Here is a 16,831-nt window from a genome sequence, read left to right on the forward strand (position 1 = left end):
CAAATTTTTCTATTTTTGAGTCTGATTTATGAAGAAAATAGCCAAGCTACTCTTAAACAGCATTCCGCGGCCTTTACTCATCAGGTTAAGCATTTGGGCGAGGCCTGTGATTTATCTTCTTTTTAAAGGTAATAAATTCACAGATCCTATTGACGGGAAATCTTACCGGAAATTTTTGCCTTACGGTTATGGCAAACAGCGTGAGAATGCACTTTCACCAGGAACATTAAGTTTGGAGCGCCACCGGCAGATGTGGCTTTACCTTCAGAACGAAACCGATTTCTTCAGCAAAAATTATAAGGTTCTTCACATCGCTCCGGAACAGGAATTCTTGCGAAAATTCAGGAAGATGAAGAATTTGGATTACACTTCTGCCGATTTATCTTCCCCGATTGTAGATGTAAAAGCCAATATTTTGGATCTGCCTTTCGCGGATGAATCGTTTGATGTGGTGTTCTGCAATCACGTTTTGGAACATATTGAAGATGATGCGAAAGCCATGGGGGAGCTTTACCGGGTGATGAAAAAAGACGGTTGGGGGATCTTTCAGGTTCCGATGAAAAATATGCTAGAAAAAACTTACGAAGATTTTACGATTAATGATCCGAAAGAAAGGCAAAAACACTTCGGGCAGTACGATCACGTGCGCTGGTACGGCATGGACTATTTTGACAGATTGAGGAAAGCCGGATTTGAGGTGGAAGCCAACTTTTATTCCCAAAGATTTTCAAAAGAGGAAATGAAACGTTTTGGATTGAATGAAAATGAGATTTTGCCGGTAGTAAAAAAACGCTGAAAATCCATCCGGAATTGGGGTGTACAAAATTTCTTAACTTTGCATTCCTAAATTTAATATTTTGAATACGCATAAGGCCGGTTTCGTAAATATCCTCGGCAAACCCAACGCCGGTAAATCCACGCTTCTCAATCAGCTAATGGGTGAGAAACTCGCAATCGTGACACAAAAAGCACAAACCACCAGACACCGTATTTTCGGAATCTATAATGAAGATGACCTGCAGATTGTGTTCTCGGATACCCCGGGAGTACTGGATCCGAAGTACGGGCTGCAGGAAAAAATGATGGAATTTGTAAAGGATTCCCTGCAGGATGCGGATGTTTTTCTTTTTATCGTCGATGCTTCGGATAAATCTGAACCGAACGGATTCCTGGTGGAAAAACTGAATAAAATCCCTGTTCCGGTGCTGATACTGGTAAATAAAATTGACCTTTCCAACCAGGAAGAACTGGAAAAGATCATGGAATTTTGGCACGAAAAAATTCCGAAGGCTGAAATCCTTCCTATTTCGGCACTGAATGGCTTCAACACCGATGTCATTTTGCCGAAACTAAAATCTCTGCTGCCTGAAAATCCGCCATATTACGATAAAGATCAGTATACTGACAAACCTGAACGTTTCTTTGTAAATGAGGCCATTCGAGAGAAAATTCTTCTGAATTACGAAAAAGAAATTCCGTACTCTGTAGAAGTGGTAACCGAGCAGTTTAAGGAAAAAGAAGGCATTATTTTCATCGATTCCATTATTTATGTAGAACGCGATACGCAGAAAGGGATTATCATCGGGCATAAAGGCGAAGCGATCAAGAAAGTGGGCACGGAAGCCAGAATAGATTTAGAAAAATTCTTTGCTAAAAAAATTCACCTGAACCTTTTCGTAAAAGTAAAGAAAGACTGGCGGAAAAATGAGCGGGATCTGAAAAATTTCGGTTACAGATAGCCTCTGTAAGCGGTTTTGGTTTCTTCTTTTAATTTTATTTTATTTTAATATTATGAATTATTTCACCTCCATAAAAAGCAGTCCTGTCATCAACGATATTGTACTTTTTGTAGTCAGGATTTTTGTTGGTTTTGCTATGATTTCACACGGTTTTCCCAAACTTATGAAACTGGTAGGAGACAAAGAAATCGAGTTTTTTGATTTTCTGGGATTGGGTGCACAAAATTCTCTTTTCCTTGCTGTTTTTGCTGAATTTATCTGTTCAATTTTTATTATTCTGGGGCTCTTCACACGCTGGGCAGTGCTTTTTCTGATGATTACCATGGCTGTTGCCGGATTGGTGGTGCACGGTGCGGATGCTTTTGGCGACAGGGAAATGAGTCTCCTATATCTGGCGAATTACATCATGATTTTTGCTTTTGGACCGGGGAAATATTCTGTGGACGGAATGATAAGCAAACGCCGGGAATCCCGCTGGTAAAAATGACTCAAAAATATCTTAAAAGCAGCAGTTTTGCTGCTTTTCTCGTTTTAATTCAGTATTTTCGTCAGAAATCAGAATATTATGAGAGTTAAAATTACAATGGTGCTTTTGGCATTTCTTGGTTTTGCCGAAGCACAGGAAAACATTTCTTACCAAAAACCTTCGGCAGAAATCCTGAAACTGGCTGATTACGAGCGGCCACCTTCCGTTTTTTTGGACAGCAAGAAAGAATGGCTGATCTTTTCGTACAGAAATACCTACAAAACCCTTGACGAGCTCAATCAGGATGAAATGAAGCTGGGCGGAATCCGCGTAAATCCGGTGACGAATATTTCAAGCACAGTAAGTTATGTGAACAACCTGAAGATCAGAAAAATAAATGAGAAGAATGAAGTTCAGGTAAAAGGATTGCCGGCAAACGCAAAAATCACCAATATCGGACTTTCTCCCAATGAGAAAAAACTTGCGTTTACCCATACCACTTCAAAAGGTGTAGAACTGTGGACTGTAGATTTAGCAACTGCTACCGCAAAAAAAATAACGCAGGACAATCTGAACGCCAATCTCGGATCACCCTATGTTTGGTACAGGGATTCACAAAATCTGCTGGTGAAAGTTCTGCCTTCCAACCGTCCAAAACTGATTGATTCCGCAAAAGATTTACCAACCGGACCGATTGTTTCTACCGCTGACGGTAAGGTTTCACAAAACAGAACCTATCAGGACTTACTGAAAAATCCGCAGGATGAAGCCAATTTTGAAACCCTCACCAAAGCAGAACTTTACAAAGTTTCCCTGAACGGAACCCAAACAAAGCTGAAAGATGCAGACATCTATGCCGGAGTGAGCTTCTCGCCAGACGGTAATTACGTGATGCTTACGACGATTAAAAAACCGTTTTCCTACATCGTACCGTTAAGCAGATTCCCAATGGTTTCTGAGGTTTACGACAGTAATATGAATCTGGTGAAACCGGTAAACGATGTACCATTGAATGAAATAATGCCTAAAGGTTTCTCATCCGTAAGATTAGGAAAAAGAAGTATGACCTGGAGAGATGATAAACCTGCCACTTTGGTTTATGCGGAAGCTTTGGATGGGGGAGATCAGTATAAAAATGCAGAATATCGGGATGAAATTTTCACCTGGGATGCGCCTTTCAATAATGCACCACAGTCTTTTTTCAAAACCAAACAGAGATTCGCCGGTACAGAATGGTCCAATTCTAATTACGCAGTGGTGTCGGAAAGTTGGTATGACACGAGAAATACAAAATCTTTTTTAATTGATTTGAATAACGGCACCTCAAAAGTGCTGGAGGACCGCAATTATCAGGATGTTTACAGCGATCCGGGAAGTTTTAACCGTACAAGAAACCAATACGGCAGAAATGTGATCGATGTAAAAAACGGAAAAGCGTATCTGATTGGTGAAGGTTATACCAAAGACGGACAGAAACCTTTCATTGATGAGCAGGATCTGAAAACTTTAACAAAAAAACGTCTTTACACCTCAAATCTAAAGGGTGCTAAAGAAAACATCATTGATATTTTAGATGTAAATAAAGGGGACATTTTGGTTAGCCAGCAGTCAGCAAACCAGTATCCAAACACATTTAAACGAAATATAAAGACCGGAAAAGCTACCCCGGTAACCAACTTCAGCAATCCGTTTGCAAGTTTGGGGAATGTGTACAAAGAGGTTATCAAGTACAAAAGAAACGATGGAGTAGAGCTCACGGGAACTCTATATCTGCCTGCAAACTACGACAGAAAGGCTAAAAAAGAGAAATTACCGTTGCTGATCTGGGCGTATCCTGCGGAATATAAAGACAAAAACACCGCCGGAATGACTACTCATAATCCCAATGATTTTACCTTCCCAAGTTATGGATCATTCATTTATTGGGTCACGAAAGGTTATGCTGTGCTTGATGATGCGGCTTTCCCGATCATTGGTGAGGGTAAGACAGAGCCGAACGATTCCTTTGTTCCACAGTTGATTGCCAACGGAAGAGCAGCCATAGATGCGGTAGATAAACTTGGCTACATCGACAGAAACCGGGTTGCAGTTGGCGGCCACTCTTACGGAGCGTTTATGACGGCCAATTTATTGACTCACGGAAATGATTTTGCCTGCGGAATTGCACGAAGTGGGGCTTACAACAGGACTTTGACGCCGTTCGGATTCCAGAGTGAGCAGAGAAATTATTGGGATGTGCCGGAAGTTTACAACACGATGTCGCCATTTATGAATGCCAATAAAATGAAAAAACCTTTGCTGTTGATTCACGGTGATGCCGATAATAATCCCGGTACATTTACCTTACAGACCGAGCGTTATTTCCAAGCGCTGAAAAACCTTGGCGCTCCGGTAAGAATGGTACTGCTGCCGAAAGAATCTCACGGTTATGCCGCTAAAGAAAGCATTTTGCACACGCTTTGGGAACAGGAACAGTTCCTTGACAAGTGCCTTAAAAAATAATTAAATCAAAGAAAGCTTCCTTGTTTCGGGAAGCTTTTTTAATAAACCTTTAACTCAAAATAAAGCATTTTTCTTTTAATTTTGACACAAATAAAACCATTGTGATGAACGAACACTATTTAGACACAGAATTTCAAAGGGCTGATGAACTGATTGCAAAGGATTTGATAGAAGAAAGCAAATCTGTTTTGAACAGCATTCTTGAGGAAGATCCGAACTATGGTAAAGCTCATAACCATCTGGGATGGATTGCAAAAGTAAAGGAAAATGATCCTGTCACGGCAGAAAACCATTATAAACATGCACTGGCGAGCGTTCCGGATTATGGTGCTACATATCTCAATTACGCCTATCTTTTATCTGAGCAAAAAAGATATTATGACCTCGAGCAAATCCTTCAGAAAGCGGAAAACGTTGCAGACGTGAGCAAAAACAGCCTCGCGCGCGAATGGGCATATATGTATGAAGACACCAAACAGTACGAAAAAGCGATTGAAAAATATAAGGAATATGCGCTGACACTTTACGACAGTCCATTGCTGGAGAAAGCCAAAGAAGCCATTTTGAGGTGCCGGCAAAAACTGGAGATCCTCAATCTATAAAGTTTTCGATATCAGACTTCTGGAGAGAAACCATATTGAGAAACCTGTACGTAAACAAATTTTATAGGGGATTGTCAGCGATTAGGCAATCCTTTATTAAATTAAAACTTTTAATGGCCGCAGAAATATCCTATTTAACATAATATAAATTATAGGATTTTTATTTGATTTTGCTCAGCCGGGCGTTAAAGCCGGTCTTTTTATGCTTCAGATAGATCGTTTGGGCATTTTCTCCGACGATATCAAAATCCTGACTGTTGATGCTGAAGGTTTTTGTTACCGGATTGTATGACCATTTGAAATTAACAAAATCTGTATCGGCTTCGTCTGCAATTCCGTTGCTATAAAATTTAAGCTGCATCGTTTTCTCCTTGTTGTTGTTTGAAGCATCTTTAATAGCATACAGCCAGACCGAGTCCGGATCTGTGAGCTTGCTTTCAAATTTGCCCTGGCAACCGGTGAGAAAAAATAAAATTATAAACGCAGCCTTGATTTTCATAAAGGCTAAATTATAGTTTTTAAGTTAATAATATATTTAAAGAACCGGGAAAATAATAAATAAAAAATCCGGAACAGCTGCTCCGGATTTCAATGATAATTATATTATGTTAACCTTTAAAAGCCTTGATCTTTTCATTCAAAGCCGGCACAATCTGCAGCGCATCGCCCACAACACCGTAATCTGCTGATTTGAAGAAAGGTGCTTCCGGATCACTGTTGATCACCACAATTGTTTTAGAGGAATTTACCCCCGCCAAATGCTGAATTGCACCGGAAATACCAACGGCGATATAAAGATTTGGTGCAATTGCTTTACCGGTCTGTCCTACGTGTTCGGTGTGCGGTCTCCAGCCGATGTCTGAAACCGGTTTTGAACATGCTGTGGCTGCACCTAAAGTGTTTGCTAAATCTTCGATAACTCCCCAGTTTTCAGGGCCCTTCATTCCACGGCCTGCAGATACTACGATTTCTGCCTCCTTAAGGTCAAGTTTTCCAGACGACTGCTCGTGTGAAAGCACCTTAGTATCTTCATTAGCTACTGCCAGATCCTTCACTTCTTCAGAACCGGAAACAGGGTTTTCCTTTACTCCGAAAGCGTTCTGAGAAACCGTTACGATGACGCCCTCTCCTTCCGCTTTTGCATGCATAAAGCCTTTTCCTGAGAAAGCTCTTCTTTTAACCTGAAACGGCGAAAGGCTTTCCGGTGCTGCGATCACGTTGGTGATCAGCGAATAATTTTTCTGCACAGCCAGCATCGGCGCCACCGAAGAAGCGTCTGTAGTGTGCGGAAATACGATGATATCAGCATTTGCCACTTCGTTCACTGCCTGCGCATAAGCTTTGGCACTGAAGTTCTTAAGGCCTTCATCTTTTACATTGATGACGTTTGTAGCGCCATATTTGTAAAGTAAATCTGGAGAATCTGTCGGGTTGATGGAAACTGCAGTCACAGTGTCACCCTTTTGGTCTGCGATTGCTTTAGCATAAGAAACCGCCTCGAAAGCCGCTTTCTTATAGACTCCGTTTATATTTTCTGCGTATACGAATACTGCCATTTTAATTTTTGTTTAAAGTTGAATTTTGTTTAAAGTTTAAAGATTTCTTCAAGCTTTTGACGGATGTCTGTTAGCTTAGATCACTTTTGCTTCTTCGTGAAGTAATCTTACCAGCTCATCCAGATTGTCTGCAGAAACCATTTTCACAGCTGCTCTTGGCGGAACAGCGTCGAAAGAAACGCTCTGAACTTTCACTTCAGATGATGTAGGCTCTACCACGTTTAACGGTTTTGTTCTCGCTGTCATGATCCCTCTCATATTTGGGATGATCAGTTCTTTTTCATCCACCAAACCTTTCTGTCCGGCGATTACAGCAGGTAATTTTACAGAAATAGTTTCTTTGCCTCCTTCGATTTCTCTTACGGCGGTAGCCTCGCTTCCATTAATTTCCAGACCTACTGAAGCGTTCACGAAAGGCTGGTTCAGCAATTGTGCCACCATTCCCGGCACTGCACCACCATTGTAATCGATCGATTCTTTACCGCAAAGGATCAAATCATAACCCCCATTTTGTGCTACAGCAGCGATTTCTTTAGCTGTAGAGAACGAGTCTTTTGGTTCAACGTTTACACGCACCGCATCGTTTGCGCCCATTGCAAGTGCCTTTCTGATCACGGCTTCATTTTCAGCGCCGCCAACATTCAAAACTGTTACCGTTGCCCCCTGTGAAGCCTGCAGGTTAACCGCTTTAGTCAAAGCAAATTCATCCAATGGATTGATCACCCACTGGATTCCGTTTTTATCAAACGCAGATTTGTCTGCCGTAAAGTTGATTTTAGAAGTAGTATCGGGAACACTACTGATACAAACTAATATTTTCATATCTATAATTAATTATTTCTTTAAGTCTCGCTAAAATAAGAAAAAAAAGTATTATGCATGCATAGTATATTAAATAATTATTATTCAATGCATTAGGTTGAAAACAGCTTATTTAATGTCGGGCCTTGTCGCACGAAACTCTATTTTGCTTGGTAAAACCCTCGGGTTCATCCTTAAAATGTCCAGAACCAGGTTGCCCATATCTTCCGGCTGAATTTTCCAGGCATCTTTTTCGGACGGCACATTTCCGTTGAAATTCGTGGCCACTGAACCCGGCATGATGGTGCAGACTTTAATATTATATTTTCTAAGGTCAATCATTGCGGCCTGTGTAAAACCTACGACGCCAAATTTGGTGGCATTGTAACCCGAACCTCTTTCAAAGAAATTGGCTCCGGCCAAACTTGAAATCGTGATATAATAACCTTCAGATTTTTTAAGCTCATCCACTGAAGCTTTCAGTGTATAGAAAACACCTGTAAGATTGGTGTCGATCATGTCATTCCATTCCTCTGCCGACAGTTCATCGACGGGTTTGAAAATTCCGAGTCCGGCATTGGCGATAACGCCGTCTAATTTTCCGAATTTATCAATGATTTGCTTAACCGCATTTTCCTCGTCATTATAATTTTTAACATTGGAAACAACGCCCAAAACATTAGGTGATATTTCAGAAAGCTGGCTTTCTGCTCTCTTGACATCCTCATCCTTTCTACCGCTGATGGCCACAAAATAACCGTTTTTAAGTAGAATTTCGGCAATACCAAAACCAATTCCCTTGGTACCCCCGGTGATATAAATAACTTTATTTTCCATTTTTTAAAAATACAAAAAACGCCCCTTTGCAGAAGCGTTTTGTATGGTTTTAATATATTTTTAACCTTTAGCGTAATTCTCAAAAAAAAGCGGAATACTTTCAATGCCTTTAAAGAAATTGAAAAGTCCGTAATGTTCATTTGGCGAGTGTATCGCGTCAGAATCCAAACCAAAGCCCATCAATACTGATTTTGCGCCGAGAACCTGCTCAAACATCGCTGTAATCGGAATACTTCCGCCGCTTCTGTACGGTAAAACTTCTTTTCCGAAAGCTGTTTCCATGGCTTTTTTTGCGGCCAGATATTCTTTGGTATCACTTGGCAATACATAAGGCATACCACCGTGGTGTGGCGTTACTTTAACACGAACGTTGTCCGGAGCAATCTTTTCGAAATAATTTTTGAATTTTTCGGTGATCTCATCAGGAGTTTGATAAGGTACCAGACGCATCGAAATTTTTGCAAATGCTTTTGATGGAATCACGGTTTTGGCACCTTCGCCGGTGTAGCCGCCCCAAATTCCGTTGCAGTCGAGCGTTGGGCGGATCGACGTGCGTTCCAGTGCTGTATAACCCTTCTCCCCTTCTACACCTTCGAGTCCGATTGATTTCTTGAACTCCTCCGGGTTATCTTTCAGCTTGTTCATTTCGGCTCTTTCCTCTTCGGAAACCACCAAAACGTTGTCGTAGAATCCGTCTACAGTAATTCTGCCGTCTTCATCAATCAGTTTTGCAATCATTCTGGAAAGCACGTGAATCGGGTTCGGAACTGCACCGCCATACAAACCTGAATGCAGGTCGCGGTTCGGGCCTTCCACTTCAACTTCCACATAACTCAAACCGCGCAGGCCAGTAGTTACCGTCGGTTGCTCGCGGCTGTAGATATGCGTATCTGAAATCAGAATGCAGTCACAAGCCAATTTTTCTGTATTGTTTTTTACAAAACCTTCCAGGCTTTTTGATCCAACCTCTTCCTCACCCTCAATAATAAATTTCACGTTGCAGGGCAACGCATTGGTTTTCATCATCGCTTCAAAGGCTTTGATGTGCATGAAGAACTGCCCTTTGTCATCAGCCGAACCTCTGGCAAAAATGGCTCCTTCCGGATGAAGTTCAGTTTTTTCAATATAAGGTTCAAAAGGCGGTTTTTTCCATAAATCCAACGGATCCGGCGGCTGCACATCGTAGTGCCCATAAACCAGAACCGTCGGAAGGTCCGGATTGATGATTTTTTCACCATAAACAATCGGGTATCCATCAGTTTCACAAACTTCCACCTGGTCGGCACCAGAGTTTTTCAGGTGTTCTGCAACTTTCTCCGCACAATCCAAAACATCCTGATTGTAAGCGGGATCTGCACTTATTGAGGCAATCTTCAGCAATTCAAAAAGTTCATCTACATAGCGCTGTTTGTTTTCCTGAATGTAATTTAACGTATCCTGCATTTCTAAAAAATTTAGTCTAATTCCGTAAAATTAAAAAAAATGCCCTGCGGTTGCAAGATATTTCGTGTATTTAGGCTTTATTAAAACTTATTTTGTGAACCTTACGGCCATTTTTCTGTCAACAGCTCTTTCAGCATCAGAAGCTGTTGCAGCTACTGTAGCAAATTTGCTCCCGTAACCTTCAGCACCCAAAACCTGGGAACCTACGCCAGCTTTGGCCAGTTCAGCTTTTATGAAATCTGCACGGCCCTGAGAAATTTTCATGTTAGTGGCCTCGTCACCGGTTTTGTCGGTATAACCCCCAACTCTGATTTTAGCATCCGGATAAGCCTTAAGAATCGCTGCAAGGTTTGCCAACTGCTCCGCAGAACCTGCCTCTAACTGATTTGTAGATCCCATTTTGAAATTTACATTGTCGAAATTGTACCAGGTATCTTTCAGTGCTGCGTCATCAGCTGCATTTTTGTAAGCATCTGTTGAAAGATAGCTTACAAGCTTTTGCTCCAAACCGCCTTCGTAAGCTTTTAGTTTAGTCCCGTTCACATCTACTTCTACGGATTTTTTTTCAGCACCATGCGCTGTTGCTGTGCCGGCGTGCTCACCGGCTCTTACTTCGTGGCTGTCGTATCTTTCTACGCCTTCCTCCATTTTCAAAACTCCGCTGTTTCCGCCTTTTGGAACTTTTTTACAGCTCAAAACCAAAGCTGCTGCCGCAAATCCTAAAATTACTTTTCTCATATGTAAATTTCTATTTTTCAAAGTAAAAAGTGCCGTGGCACTTAAGTTTTTCTATAATGGTTCAAAATTAAGAAATATTGCAGTTTTGGCAAAAATTATTTTGATTTTAAAATGATTTTCCCTTTTTGTGACTGGGTAAAAATCAGATATTGTGCTCCGCCGTCTTTCAGTTTATATTTTTTCTTGATGTCTTCAGGTTTTAAAGGATAATTTTTTGAGATGATGTTATACTGCTCGCCTTTTTTAACCGATTTGGGACCCACAGCTTCGGTTTCTAAAACTCTTCCGGGGAAATCTTCAACAAATTCATTTGAAGTGTAAAGATGGGTATTCGGATGAAGTTTTTTAATATTAAATCTTTCTGAAATTAAATTGAAAGCTCCCGACTTCAAAACTGCATTTCCGGGAATATAAAGGTATTTTTCAGGCTCGGAATAGATTGCCGCAGCTGATTCTTCATCACCAAAAAAAAATTCAAATGGTGAATCCCCACTTTCGAGGTTAATGCATCTGCACAGAATTTTGGCCGAATTCTGTTTTGAGTCCATGTAAATCAGGACTTCCTTGACCTCGTTTTTCACAGCAATGATCTCGATTTTTGAAATATTTTCCAAAACCGAGATCAAATACTTTAAATCAATTAAAGGTGAAAGCTTGATGATAGTCTGACTGGAAATTTTCAGTAATTCATCCTGTATTTCCAGCAGGTTCGGCGAAAGGTCTTCTAAAAGGAAAACTTTATTTCTGTTCAGGTCGCGCCGTGCAGGATCCATATAAACCACATCAAACGCTTTCTTATTTTCCTTTAAAAAATCCTCTAAATTCTGATTGAAGAAGGTTGCTTTTCTGCCTAAAATATTCCAGTTATGTTTTACGGTTTCAATCAGTTCGGAATTTTGTTCAACCAACGTTACATCATCAAAATTCTGCGACAAAAAGTAGGCATCAATTCCAAATCCTGTAGTAAGGTCGAGGAATGAATTTCCCCTCAAACTCCTGGCTTTATATTCTGCAGTAGCCTGCGAAGATGTCTGTTCCAGATTGAGATTTGGCGGGAAAATGATGTGCTCTCTTAGAAGAAATGGAAACTTTTTTGCGGCCACCTGCCGGCCTTTGATCTGCTGTACAATTTCGTGCATTGTAACATCCGGAAACGCCGATTTTTTCAGTAACAAAGAATGCAAATCCGTAGTTAGATTTGCATTGATAAAGTCCTGGATATCTTTGTTTAAAATGTTTCCCACAGAATACACGGATTTACACAGCCTAATTTGACTTTTTTAATTTTTACATTTTTGAGATTTATAATAACCTGAAATTTGTAAGCTCTCCCAATAATTCCTGTGAAATTCTGAGAGAGATCAACAACCAAACATCTCCGCCAAGCGTACCGGTTTGATTTCGTGTTCTGAATATAAATCCTCCGCTGATTTTGTCTTTTCAAGTTTTGGGTAAAGGTTTACACCGATCAATTTTATCCTGCCCTCTTCCAACCACTTCTGTTCTGCAACAGCCTGGGAAAAGATATCTTTTTGGATTTTTCCGGATCTTAAATTTTCAAGGTAACCGCCCTGTTCTTCAATTTCCAGGAAATATCTCCAGGATTTCTCTGCAATTTGCTGCGTTAGATCTTCAATATAATAGCTGCCGTTTGGTGCGTCTTCAAAAACATTGATGATACTTTCGTAAGCCAAAACAATTTGCTGTTTGAATGAAATTTCTTCAGAAAGTTCGTTTGCATTCTGCAGTTTGTAATCATTGGTGAAAACCGCGTCTGCACCGCCAATCATCGCTGCCGCCAGCTCGAGAGTAGAGCGGATCAAATTGTTCTCTTCGTCGTTTTTGGCTTTATTTCTAAAAGAAGTTTCTGCAAAAATATATGGAATTTCATCCAGTCCAAATTCCTTTGAAAGCTGATTGAAAGTCAATTTCAGTGCACGCACTTTGGATATTTCGAAGAAATAATTTGCGCCTATCGCAATTCTGAAAACCAGTTGGTTCAATATTTCTTTCCCGAAAAGCTCCGTCAGTTCCTTGGTTTTTGCCATTGCAATCCCAAGCTGCTGATAAATTGCCGCTCCTGAATTTTGATGAAATGAAACATCGATACCAATATTCCTCTCAAAATCCTTGGCTAAAAGCTCTTTCGTAAGTTGCTCATTTAAAGTTCCGGCATTATCATCAAAAACATCAATCAAAGAAAAATAACGGCTGTCATCTTCAGTTTTAATGTGTTCTGATAAATCTTTATTGTTGATAAACAGCGCTTTTTCAGAGAGGTTCTCTACATTTTCATTCAGAAGAAATGCAAATACGTTTTCGTCAAGATCCTCATGATAAACCGAAACCAAATGTGTAGATTCCTCAATCTTAGGAAGGTTTTTCAAAGGCTTTAAAACTGAATCGTAATAGGGCCTAACCTTCAAACCTTCAAGATTTTCTTTGGAAAGCACCGCATAAATATCGTCGGTCTTCAACTGTTTCTGTACCAGTGATTCCCAATCCTGTAATGTAACTTTGCTGAACATTTTTCTTTTTTTGTGCCACTCACCGTGGAGCTGGCGTTATACCATGCCTTTGTACCGTTGCACCGTTAAAATTCTACTTTTCCGCTGGTTTCGTAATATTGCTGCTGTCAACCACTAGGATGAAAATTTCTTCGTTTGGTTTTTTCATAAAATAATTTTCACGGGCATATTTTTCCTTCTCATCCTTGTTGTTCATCAGCTTTTTGTAGAAGTCGTCATTCTTTTGGTATTCGTCTTTGTAATAGGAAAGCTGCTTTTCGTACTTCCCGATTTCCTGGTTCAGTTCGTTGATAACCAGAAACGAAGTGCTGTCGAAAAAAATCATCCAAACCAAAAACGCAAAAACTGTAATAAAATACTTGTTCAGAATGTATTTTCTGAGAAATTTCACCGCTTTCGAAGTTGGTTTGATATCCTTGATCAGTTCTTCAGACATTAGCGTGATTTTTAAGTGAATTGTTGATAACTGTGGTTAGAAAATCAATCGCAACGCTGTTGTGGCGCATGTTTGGGACAATCAGATCCGCTTCATTTTTAGAGGGTTCTATAAATTCCTGATGCATGGGCTTCAGCGTTGTTTGATAGCGGTGCAGGACTTCGCTAAGATCACGGCCGCGTTCCTGTGTGTCGCGGCGAATCCTCCTGATCAGTCTTTCGTCGGAATCGGCATGTACAAAGACTTTTAAATCATATTCCTTTAAAAGTTCAGGATTGGTCAAAACCAAAATTCCTTCAACGATCAAAACATTTCTAGGCTCAATTTTGACGTGGTCTCCCGTTCTGGAATGTGTCACAAAACTGTAAACCGGCTGTTCGATGTTCTCCCCTTTTTTCAAAGCTTTTACATGTTTCAGAAGTAGTTCAAAATCAATCGATTTTGGATGATCGTAGTTCAACGCTTCCCTTTCCTGGAGCGAAAGATGCTGATTGTCGTGGTAATAATTATCCTGCGAAAGAACATTCACACCTTCGGCATTGAGCTGCTGAAGAATTTTATTGACAACTGTGGTTTTTCCGCTGCCGGTACCACCTGCAATTCCGATTACGAGCATTAAGAATTTGTTTTTACAAATATATTAAATTCAAAGATAAATAAGGAGTAATGGACCGCGAGAAATGAGTGATTTTTTTGAATTTATTTCACGCAGCGCACGAACTATTTTCTACAAAGTTCCCCAGTTTATTCACTCACAAAGTCGCTTTATCACATTGCATTAAGAAAAAAAATTGAACTCAGCGAACCTCAGTGTACTCTGTGTTTCAGGAAATCAATCGTCGATTCTGAAAATATAATGAATCACCGCCAAAACACGCGCGAAAAATTCCCGGGATTGGTTTCTGTAATAACTTTCGGGCTTGGTAATGTCCTGCGCATCGAAACCCAGGGCATTCATGTCGAGGTTTCTGGCAAAAAACAAAGCCCGTAAATTGTGGTAACCCTGCGAAACGATGATCACATCATTTGCGCCATAAAGTTCCTTCGTCCTTTTGATGCTCGCCTGAGTATTGAAACCTCTGGAATCTTTGGTAATGATGTGCTCAGGAATGCCCTCCTGGTAGATCAGGAAATTTTTCATCGCCGTGGGCTCGTCGTAGCCTTTGCTTTTTTCGCCGCTCACGATGATGTTTTTAATTTTTCCGTGATGGTAAAGAAGCGCCGCAGCATCCATCCTCGAAATAAAATATGGATTGGCATTTCCGGATTTTGTGCGTGGTGAAGTTCCCAGGACCAAAGCCGTTTCCCGTGGTGGAATTTTCGAAATCTTGGTGTACGTGCGACCGTTGGTAAGCGCAAATACCCAGATATTCGCGATCATCATCGACAGGATTCCCATCTCGATGATCAGGAAAAATATTTTAAATATGTCTAAAATCCTTTTCAAAGCTGGTCGAAATCCAATTTTATTTTGTCTGTCAAAGCGAAGGACATGCACGCCAGTATATTGCCTTTCTCCTCTTCCCTCTCTGTTAAATATTCATTTTCAAGCAGCTCTACTTCACCTTCTACCAAACGGCACTGGCAACTTCCGCAGATGCCTGATTTACATGAAAAAGGAACTGTAAATTTCTGAATGGAAAGGCTTTGCAGCAATTTATCGCGATTATCTTTTAATGTGGTTTTGTAGGTCTCGCCGTTGTATGTAAATTCAACTTCAATATTTTCAACGAGCGGAAAATCAACTTCTACAGGATAGATATCATCATTAAATTCCTCAAAAAGTTCAAAATGAATGTTCTTTTTCGGAATACCGTTTTCGTAGCAGGCGTTTGCAATAGATTTGATCATTTCGCCTTTACCGCAGATCAGCACTTCGTCCACCGAATCCCAAAGCGTCGCTTCCTCATCAGTATCATCAATCATCAAAATTTGATTGATGATCAAACTGAGCCGTTGCCGGTCAAGGCGCCCCTCAAATAAAGCATTCCCGACCCTTTCCTGTGAAAAAAAGTAGTGGATCTGCAGCCGGTCTGCATATTTTTTCTGCAAAAGTTCGAGCTCGTCCCGGAAAGCCACATCTTCCCAGCTTCTATTCCCGTAAAAGAGGAACATTCGGGTGCGCGCTTCATTGTGAAGAATATTTTTGAAATGGCTTAAAATCGGCGTAATCCCAATTCCCGCTGCAAACCCAAGAATCGTTCTGAATTCAGCGGGTTTAGAGACTAAAGTGAACCGCCCTTTTGGCTCACCGGCTTCAATTTCATCACCGATGCCGTAATGCTGGTAAAGGCTCATTGTAGAACTGTCTTCGGTATTGATTTTAATGCCGAGACAAATTTTACCTTCGTGCGGCGCGGTGGTCATTGAATAATCATTTATGAATTCTTCGCCATGGTGAAGATATTTTAATGATACATACTGTCCGGCCTCGAAGCGGAAACTGTCTTGAAGTTCCGCCGGAATTCCGAGCTCCAGGACAAAAGTGTTTTTGGTTAGTTGCTCTTTTTTCGTTATTTTTAGCCTGTGAAAAGGTTGCTTTTTTGCCTGGTGTAGAAGTGCTTCCATATCTCTTAAACAAAAATATAAAAATTTATGAAAAAGTTTCTTCTTCCGCTTGTGATACTGGCGTTTTTAACATCGTGTAAAAAAGATAATAAGGTAACCGAAAACACCTACGAAGCAGATTCCACCGTTGTAATTCCTGAAACCAACGAACCTGCGGACAATATAATTTTGACGGAATACACGCCCGATCAGGTTTCGGAGCTTTTAAACAGGAAAAACGACACGCTGTACGTCACCAATTTTTTTGCGACCTGGTGTGGTCCCTGTGTACGCGAACTCCCCCACTTCCGTGAAAAAATGGATGAATTAAAAGGCAAACCTGTAAAATTCACTTTTGTAAGCCTGGACCAGAAATCTGACTGGGACTCGAAGGTAAAAGAATTTGGCGACGCGCACGGCATTGCCCAGCAAATCATTTTACTTGACGGAATGGCTTTGGCGCCTGATTTTATGACTAAAAATTTCAGCCAGTGGGACGGCGGTTCAATTCCATTTACATTTATGCGAAAAGGCGATAAAACCGATGAAACCGTCGGAATGATGACGAAGGATGAACTGGAAAGAAAGTTGAATTCTTTTAATTAATACATAAAAATATTGCTACAATTTTTTGAA

Annotated in this window: 18 protein-coding genes; 6 read left to right on the top strand and 12 right to left on the bottom strand. The window is 40.6% G+C overall.

What is annotated here, in order from left to right; translation table 11 throughout:
• Positions 1 to 28 precede the first annotated feature (28 nt).
• The 5 genes from CKV81_RS01500 to CKV81_RS01520 all read left to right on the top strand — a co-directional run bounded on the left by CKV81_RS01500 (position 29) and on the right by CKV81_RS01520 (position 5,309).
• Entirely contained in the window at positions 29 to 796 is a 768-nt protein-coding gene (locus tag CKV81_RS01500; RefSeq protein ID WP_095069725.1) for a class I SAM-dependent methyltransferase, read from the top strand.
• Positions 797 to 857: 61 nt separating this feature from the next.
• Positions 858 to 1,739: a GTPase Era gene (era, locus tag CKV81_RS01505; protein WP_095069729.1), complete on the top strand. Its 882-nt coding sequence runs from the start codon at positions 858 to 860 to the stop codon at positions 1,737 to 1,739.
• Positions 1,740 to 1,791: 52 nt separating this feature from the next.
• Positions 1,792 to 2,220, top strand: coding sequence for a DoxX family protein (locus CKV81_RS01510; RefSeq protein ID WP_095069731.1), 429 nt, complete (start codon positions 1,792 to 1,794; stop codon positions 2,218 to 2,220).
• An 84-nt stretch (positions 2,221 to 2,304) separates the two neighbouring features.
• On the top strand, positions 2,305 to 4,707 hold the full coding sequence (locus CKV81_RS01515; RefSeq protein WP_095069733.1) for an alpha/beta hydrolase family protein: 2,403 nt from the start codon (positions 2,305 to 2,307) through the stop codon (positions 4,705 to 4,707).
• 104 nt (positions 4,708 to 4,811) lie between these two features.
• Positions 4,812 to 5,309, top strand: coding sequence for a tetratricopeptide repeat protein (locus tag CKV81_RS01520; RefSeq protein WP_095069735.1), 498 nt, complete (start codon positions 4,812 to 4,814; stop codon positions 5,307 to 5,309).
• A gap of 160 nt (positions 5,310 to 5,469) precedes the next feature.
• Here CKV81_RS01520 and CKV81_RS01525 read toward each other — a convergent pair whose 3' ends face one another.
• The 12 genes from CKV81_RS01525 to CKV81_RS01580 form a co-directional block, all read right to left on the bottom strand.
• Positions 5,470 to 5,808, bottom strand: a complete 339-nt coding sequence (locus CKV81_RS01525) for a hypothetical protein (RefSeq protein ID WP_095069737.1) — start codon at positions 5,806 to 5,808, stop codon at positions 5,470 to 5,472.
• Between the two features lie 109 nt (positions 5,809 to 5,917).
• Positions 5,918 to 6,865, bottom strand: coding sequence for an electron transfer flavoprotein subunit alpha/FixB family protein (locus tag CKV81_RS01530; protein WP_095069739.1), 948 nt, complete (start codon positions 6,863 to 6,865; stop codon positions 5,918 to 5,920).
• A gap of 75 nt (positions 6,866 to 6,940) precedes the next feature.
• The gene (locus tag CKV81_RS01535; protein WP_095069741.1) at positions 6,941 to 7,687 is read right to left on the bottom strand and encodes an electron transfer flavoprotein subunit beta/FixA family protein; all 747 of its coding nucleotides are present in this window, start codon (positions 7,685 to 7,687) and stop codon (positions 6,941 to 6,943) included.
• Positions 7,688 to 7,795: 108 nt separating this feature from the next.
• Positions 7,796 to 8,503, bottom strand: coding sequence for an SDR family oxidoreductase (locus CKV81_RS01540; protein WP_095069743.1), 708 nt, complete (start codon positions 8,501 to 8,503; stop codon positions 7,796 to 7,798).
• 60 nt (positions 8,504 to 8,563) lie between these two features.
• Positions 8,564 to 9,946 (bottom strand): dipeptidase, encoded by a 1,383-nt coding sequence (locus CKV81_RS01545; RefSeq protein WP_095069745.1) that lies wholly within the window; start codon positions 9,944 to 9,946, stop codon positions 8,564 to 8,566.
• Between the two features lie 87 nt (positions 9,947 to 10,033).
• Positions 10,034 to 10,684 (bottom strand): OmpA family protein, encoded by a 651-nt coding sequence (locus CKV81_RS01550; protein WP_095069747.1) that lies wholly within the window; start codon positions 10,682 to 10,684, stop codon positions 10,034 to 10,036.
• A 95-nt stretch (positions 10,685 to 10,779) separates the two neighbouring features.
• Complete coding sequence (locus CKV81_RS01555) at positions 10,780 to 11,928, bottom strand: class I SAM-dependent methyltransferase (RefSeq protein ID WP_258454448.1); 1,149 nt, start codon at positions 11,926 to 11,928, stop codon at positions 10,780 to 10,782.
• Between the two features lie 117 nt (positions 11,929 to 12,045).
• On the bottom strand, positions 12,046 to 13,212 hold the full coding sequence (locus CKV81_RS01560) for a methylmalonyl-CoA mutase family protein (protein ID WP_095069749.1): 1,167 nt from the start codon (positions 13,210 to 13,212) through the stop codon (positions 12,046 to 12,048).
• Between the two features lie 73 nt (positions 13,213 to 13,285).
• Positions 13,286 to 13,648, bottom strand: coding sequence for an FtsB family cell division protein (locus CKV81_RS01565; RefSeq protein ID WP_095069751.1), 363 nt, complete (start codon positions 13,646 to 13,648; stop codon positions 13,286 to 13,288).
• Positions 13,641 to 14,264: a uridine kinase gene (udk, locus tag CKV81_RS01570; protein ID WP_095069753.1), complete on the bottom strand. Its 624-nt coding sequence runs from the start codon at positions 14,262 to 14,264 to the stop codon at positions 13,641 to 13,643. The genes CKV81_RS01565 and udk overlap by 8 nt, the downstream gene beginning before the upstream one ends.
• A 216-nt stretch (positions 14,265 to 14,480) precedes the next feature.
• Positions 14,481 to 15,095: a SanA/YdcF family protein gene (locus tag CKV81_RS01575; protein ID WP_258454449.1), complete on the bottom strand. Its 615-nt coding sequence runs from the start codon at positions 15,093 to 15,095 to the stop codon at positions 14,481 to 14,483.
• Positions 15,092 to 16,216: a 2Fe-2S iron-sulfur cluster-binding protein gene (locus CKV81_RS01580; protein WP_095069755.1), complete on the bottom strand. Its 1,125-nt coding sequence runs from the start codon at positions 16,214 to 16,216 to the stop codon at positions 15,092 to 15,094. Before CKV81_RS01580 ends, CKV81_RS01575 begins: the two co-directional genes overlap by 4 nt.
• A 27-nt stretch (positions 16,217 to 16,243) precedes the next feature.
• Here CKV81_RS01580 and CKV81_RS01585 point away from each other — a divergent pair, with 27 nt between their 5' ends.
• Complete coding sequence (locus CKV81_RS01585; RefSeq protein WP_095069757.1) at positions 16,244 to 16,801, top strand: TlpA family protein disulfide reductase; 558 nt, start codon at positions 16,244 to 16,246, stop codon at positions 16,799 to 16,801.
• The last annotated feature ends 30 nt before the right edge of the window (positions 16,802 to 16,831 follow it).

The sequence above is a fragment of the Chryseobacterium taklimakanense genome (assembly GCF_900187185.1).
In the GTDB taxonomy this organism is placed as follows: domain Bacteria; phylum Bacteroidota; class Bacteroidia; order Flavobacteriales; family Weeksellaceae; genus Planobacterium; species Planobacterium taklimakanense.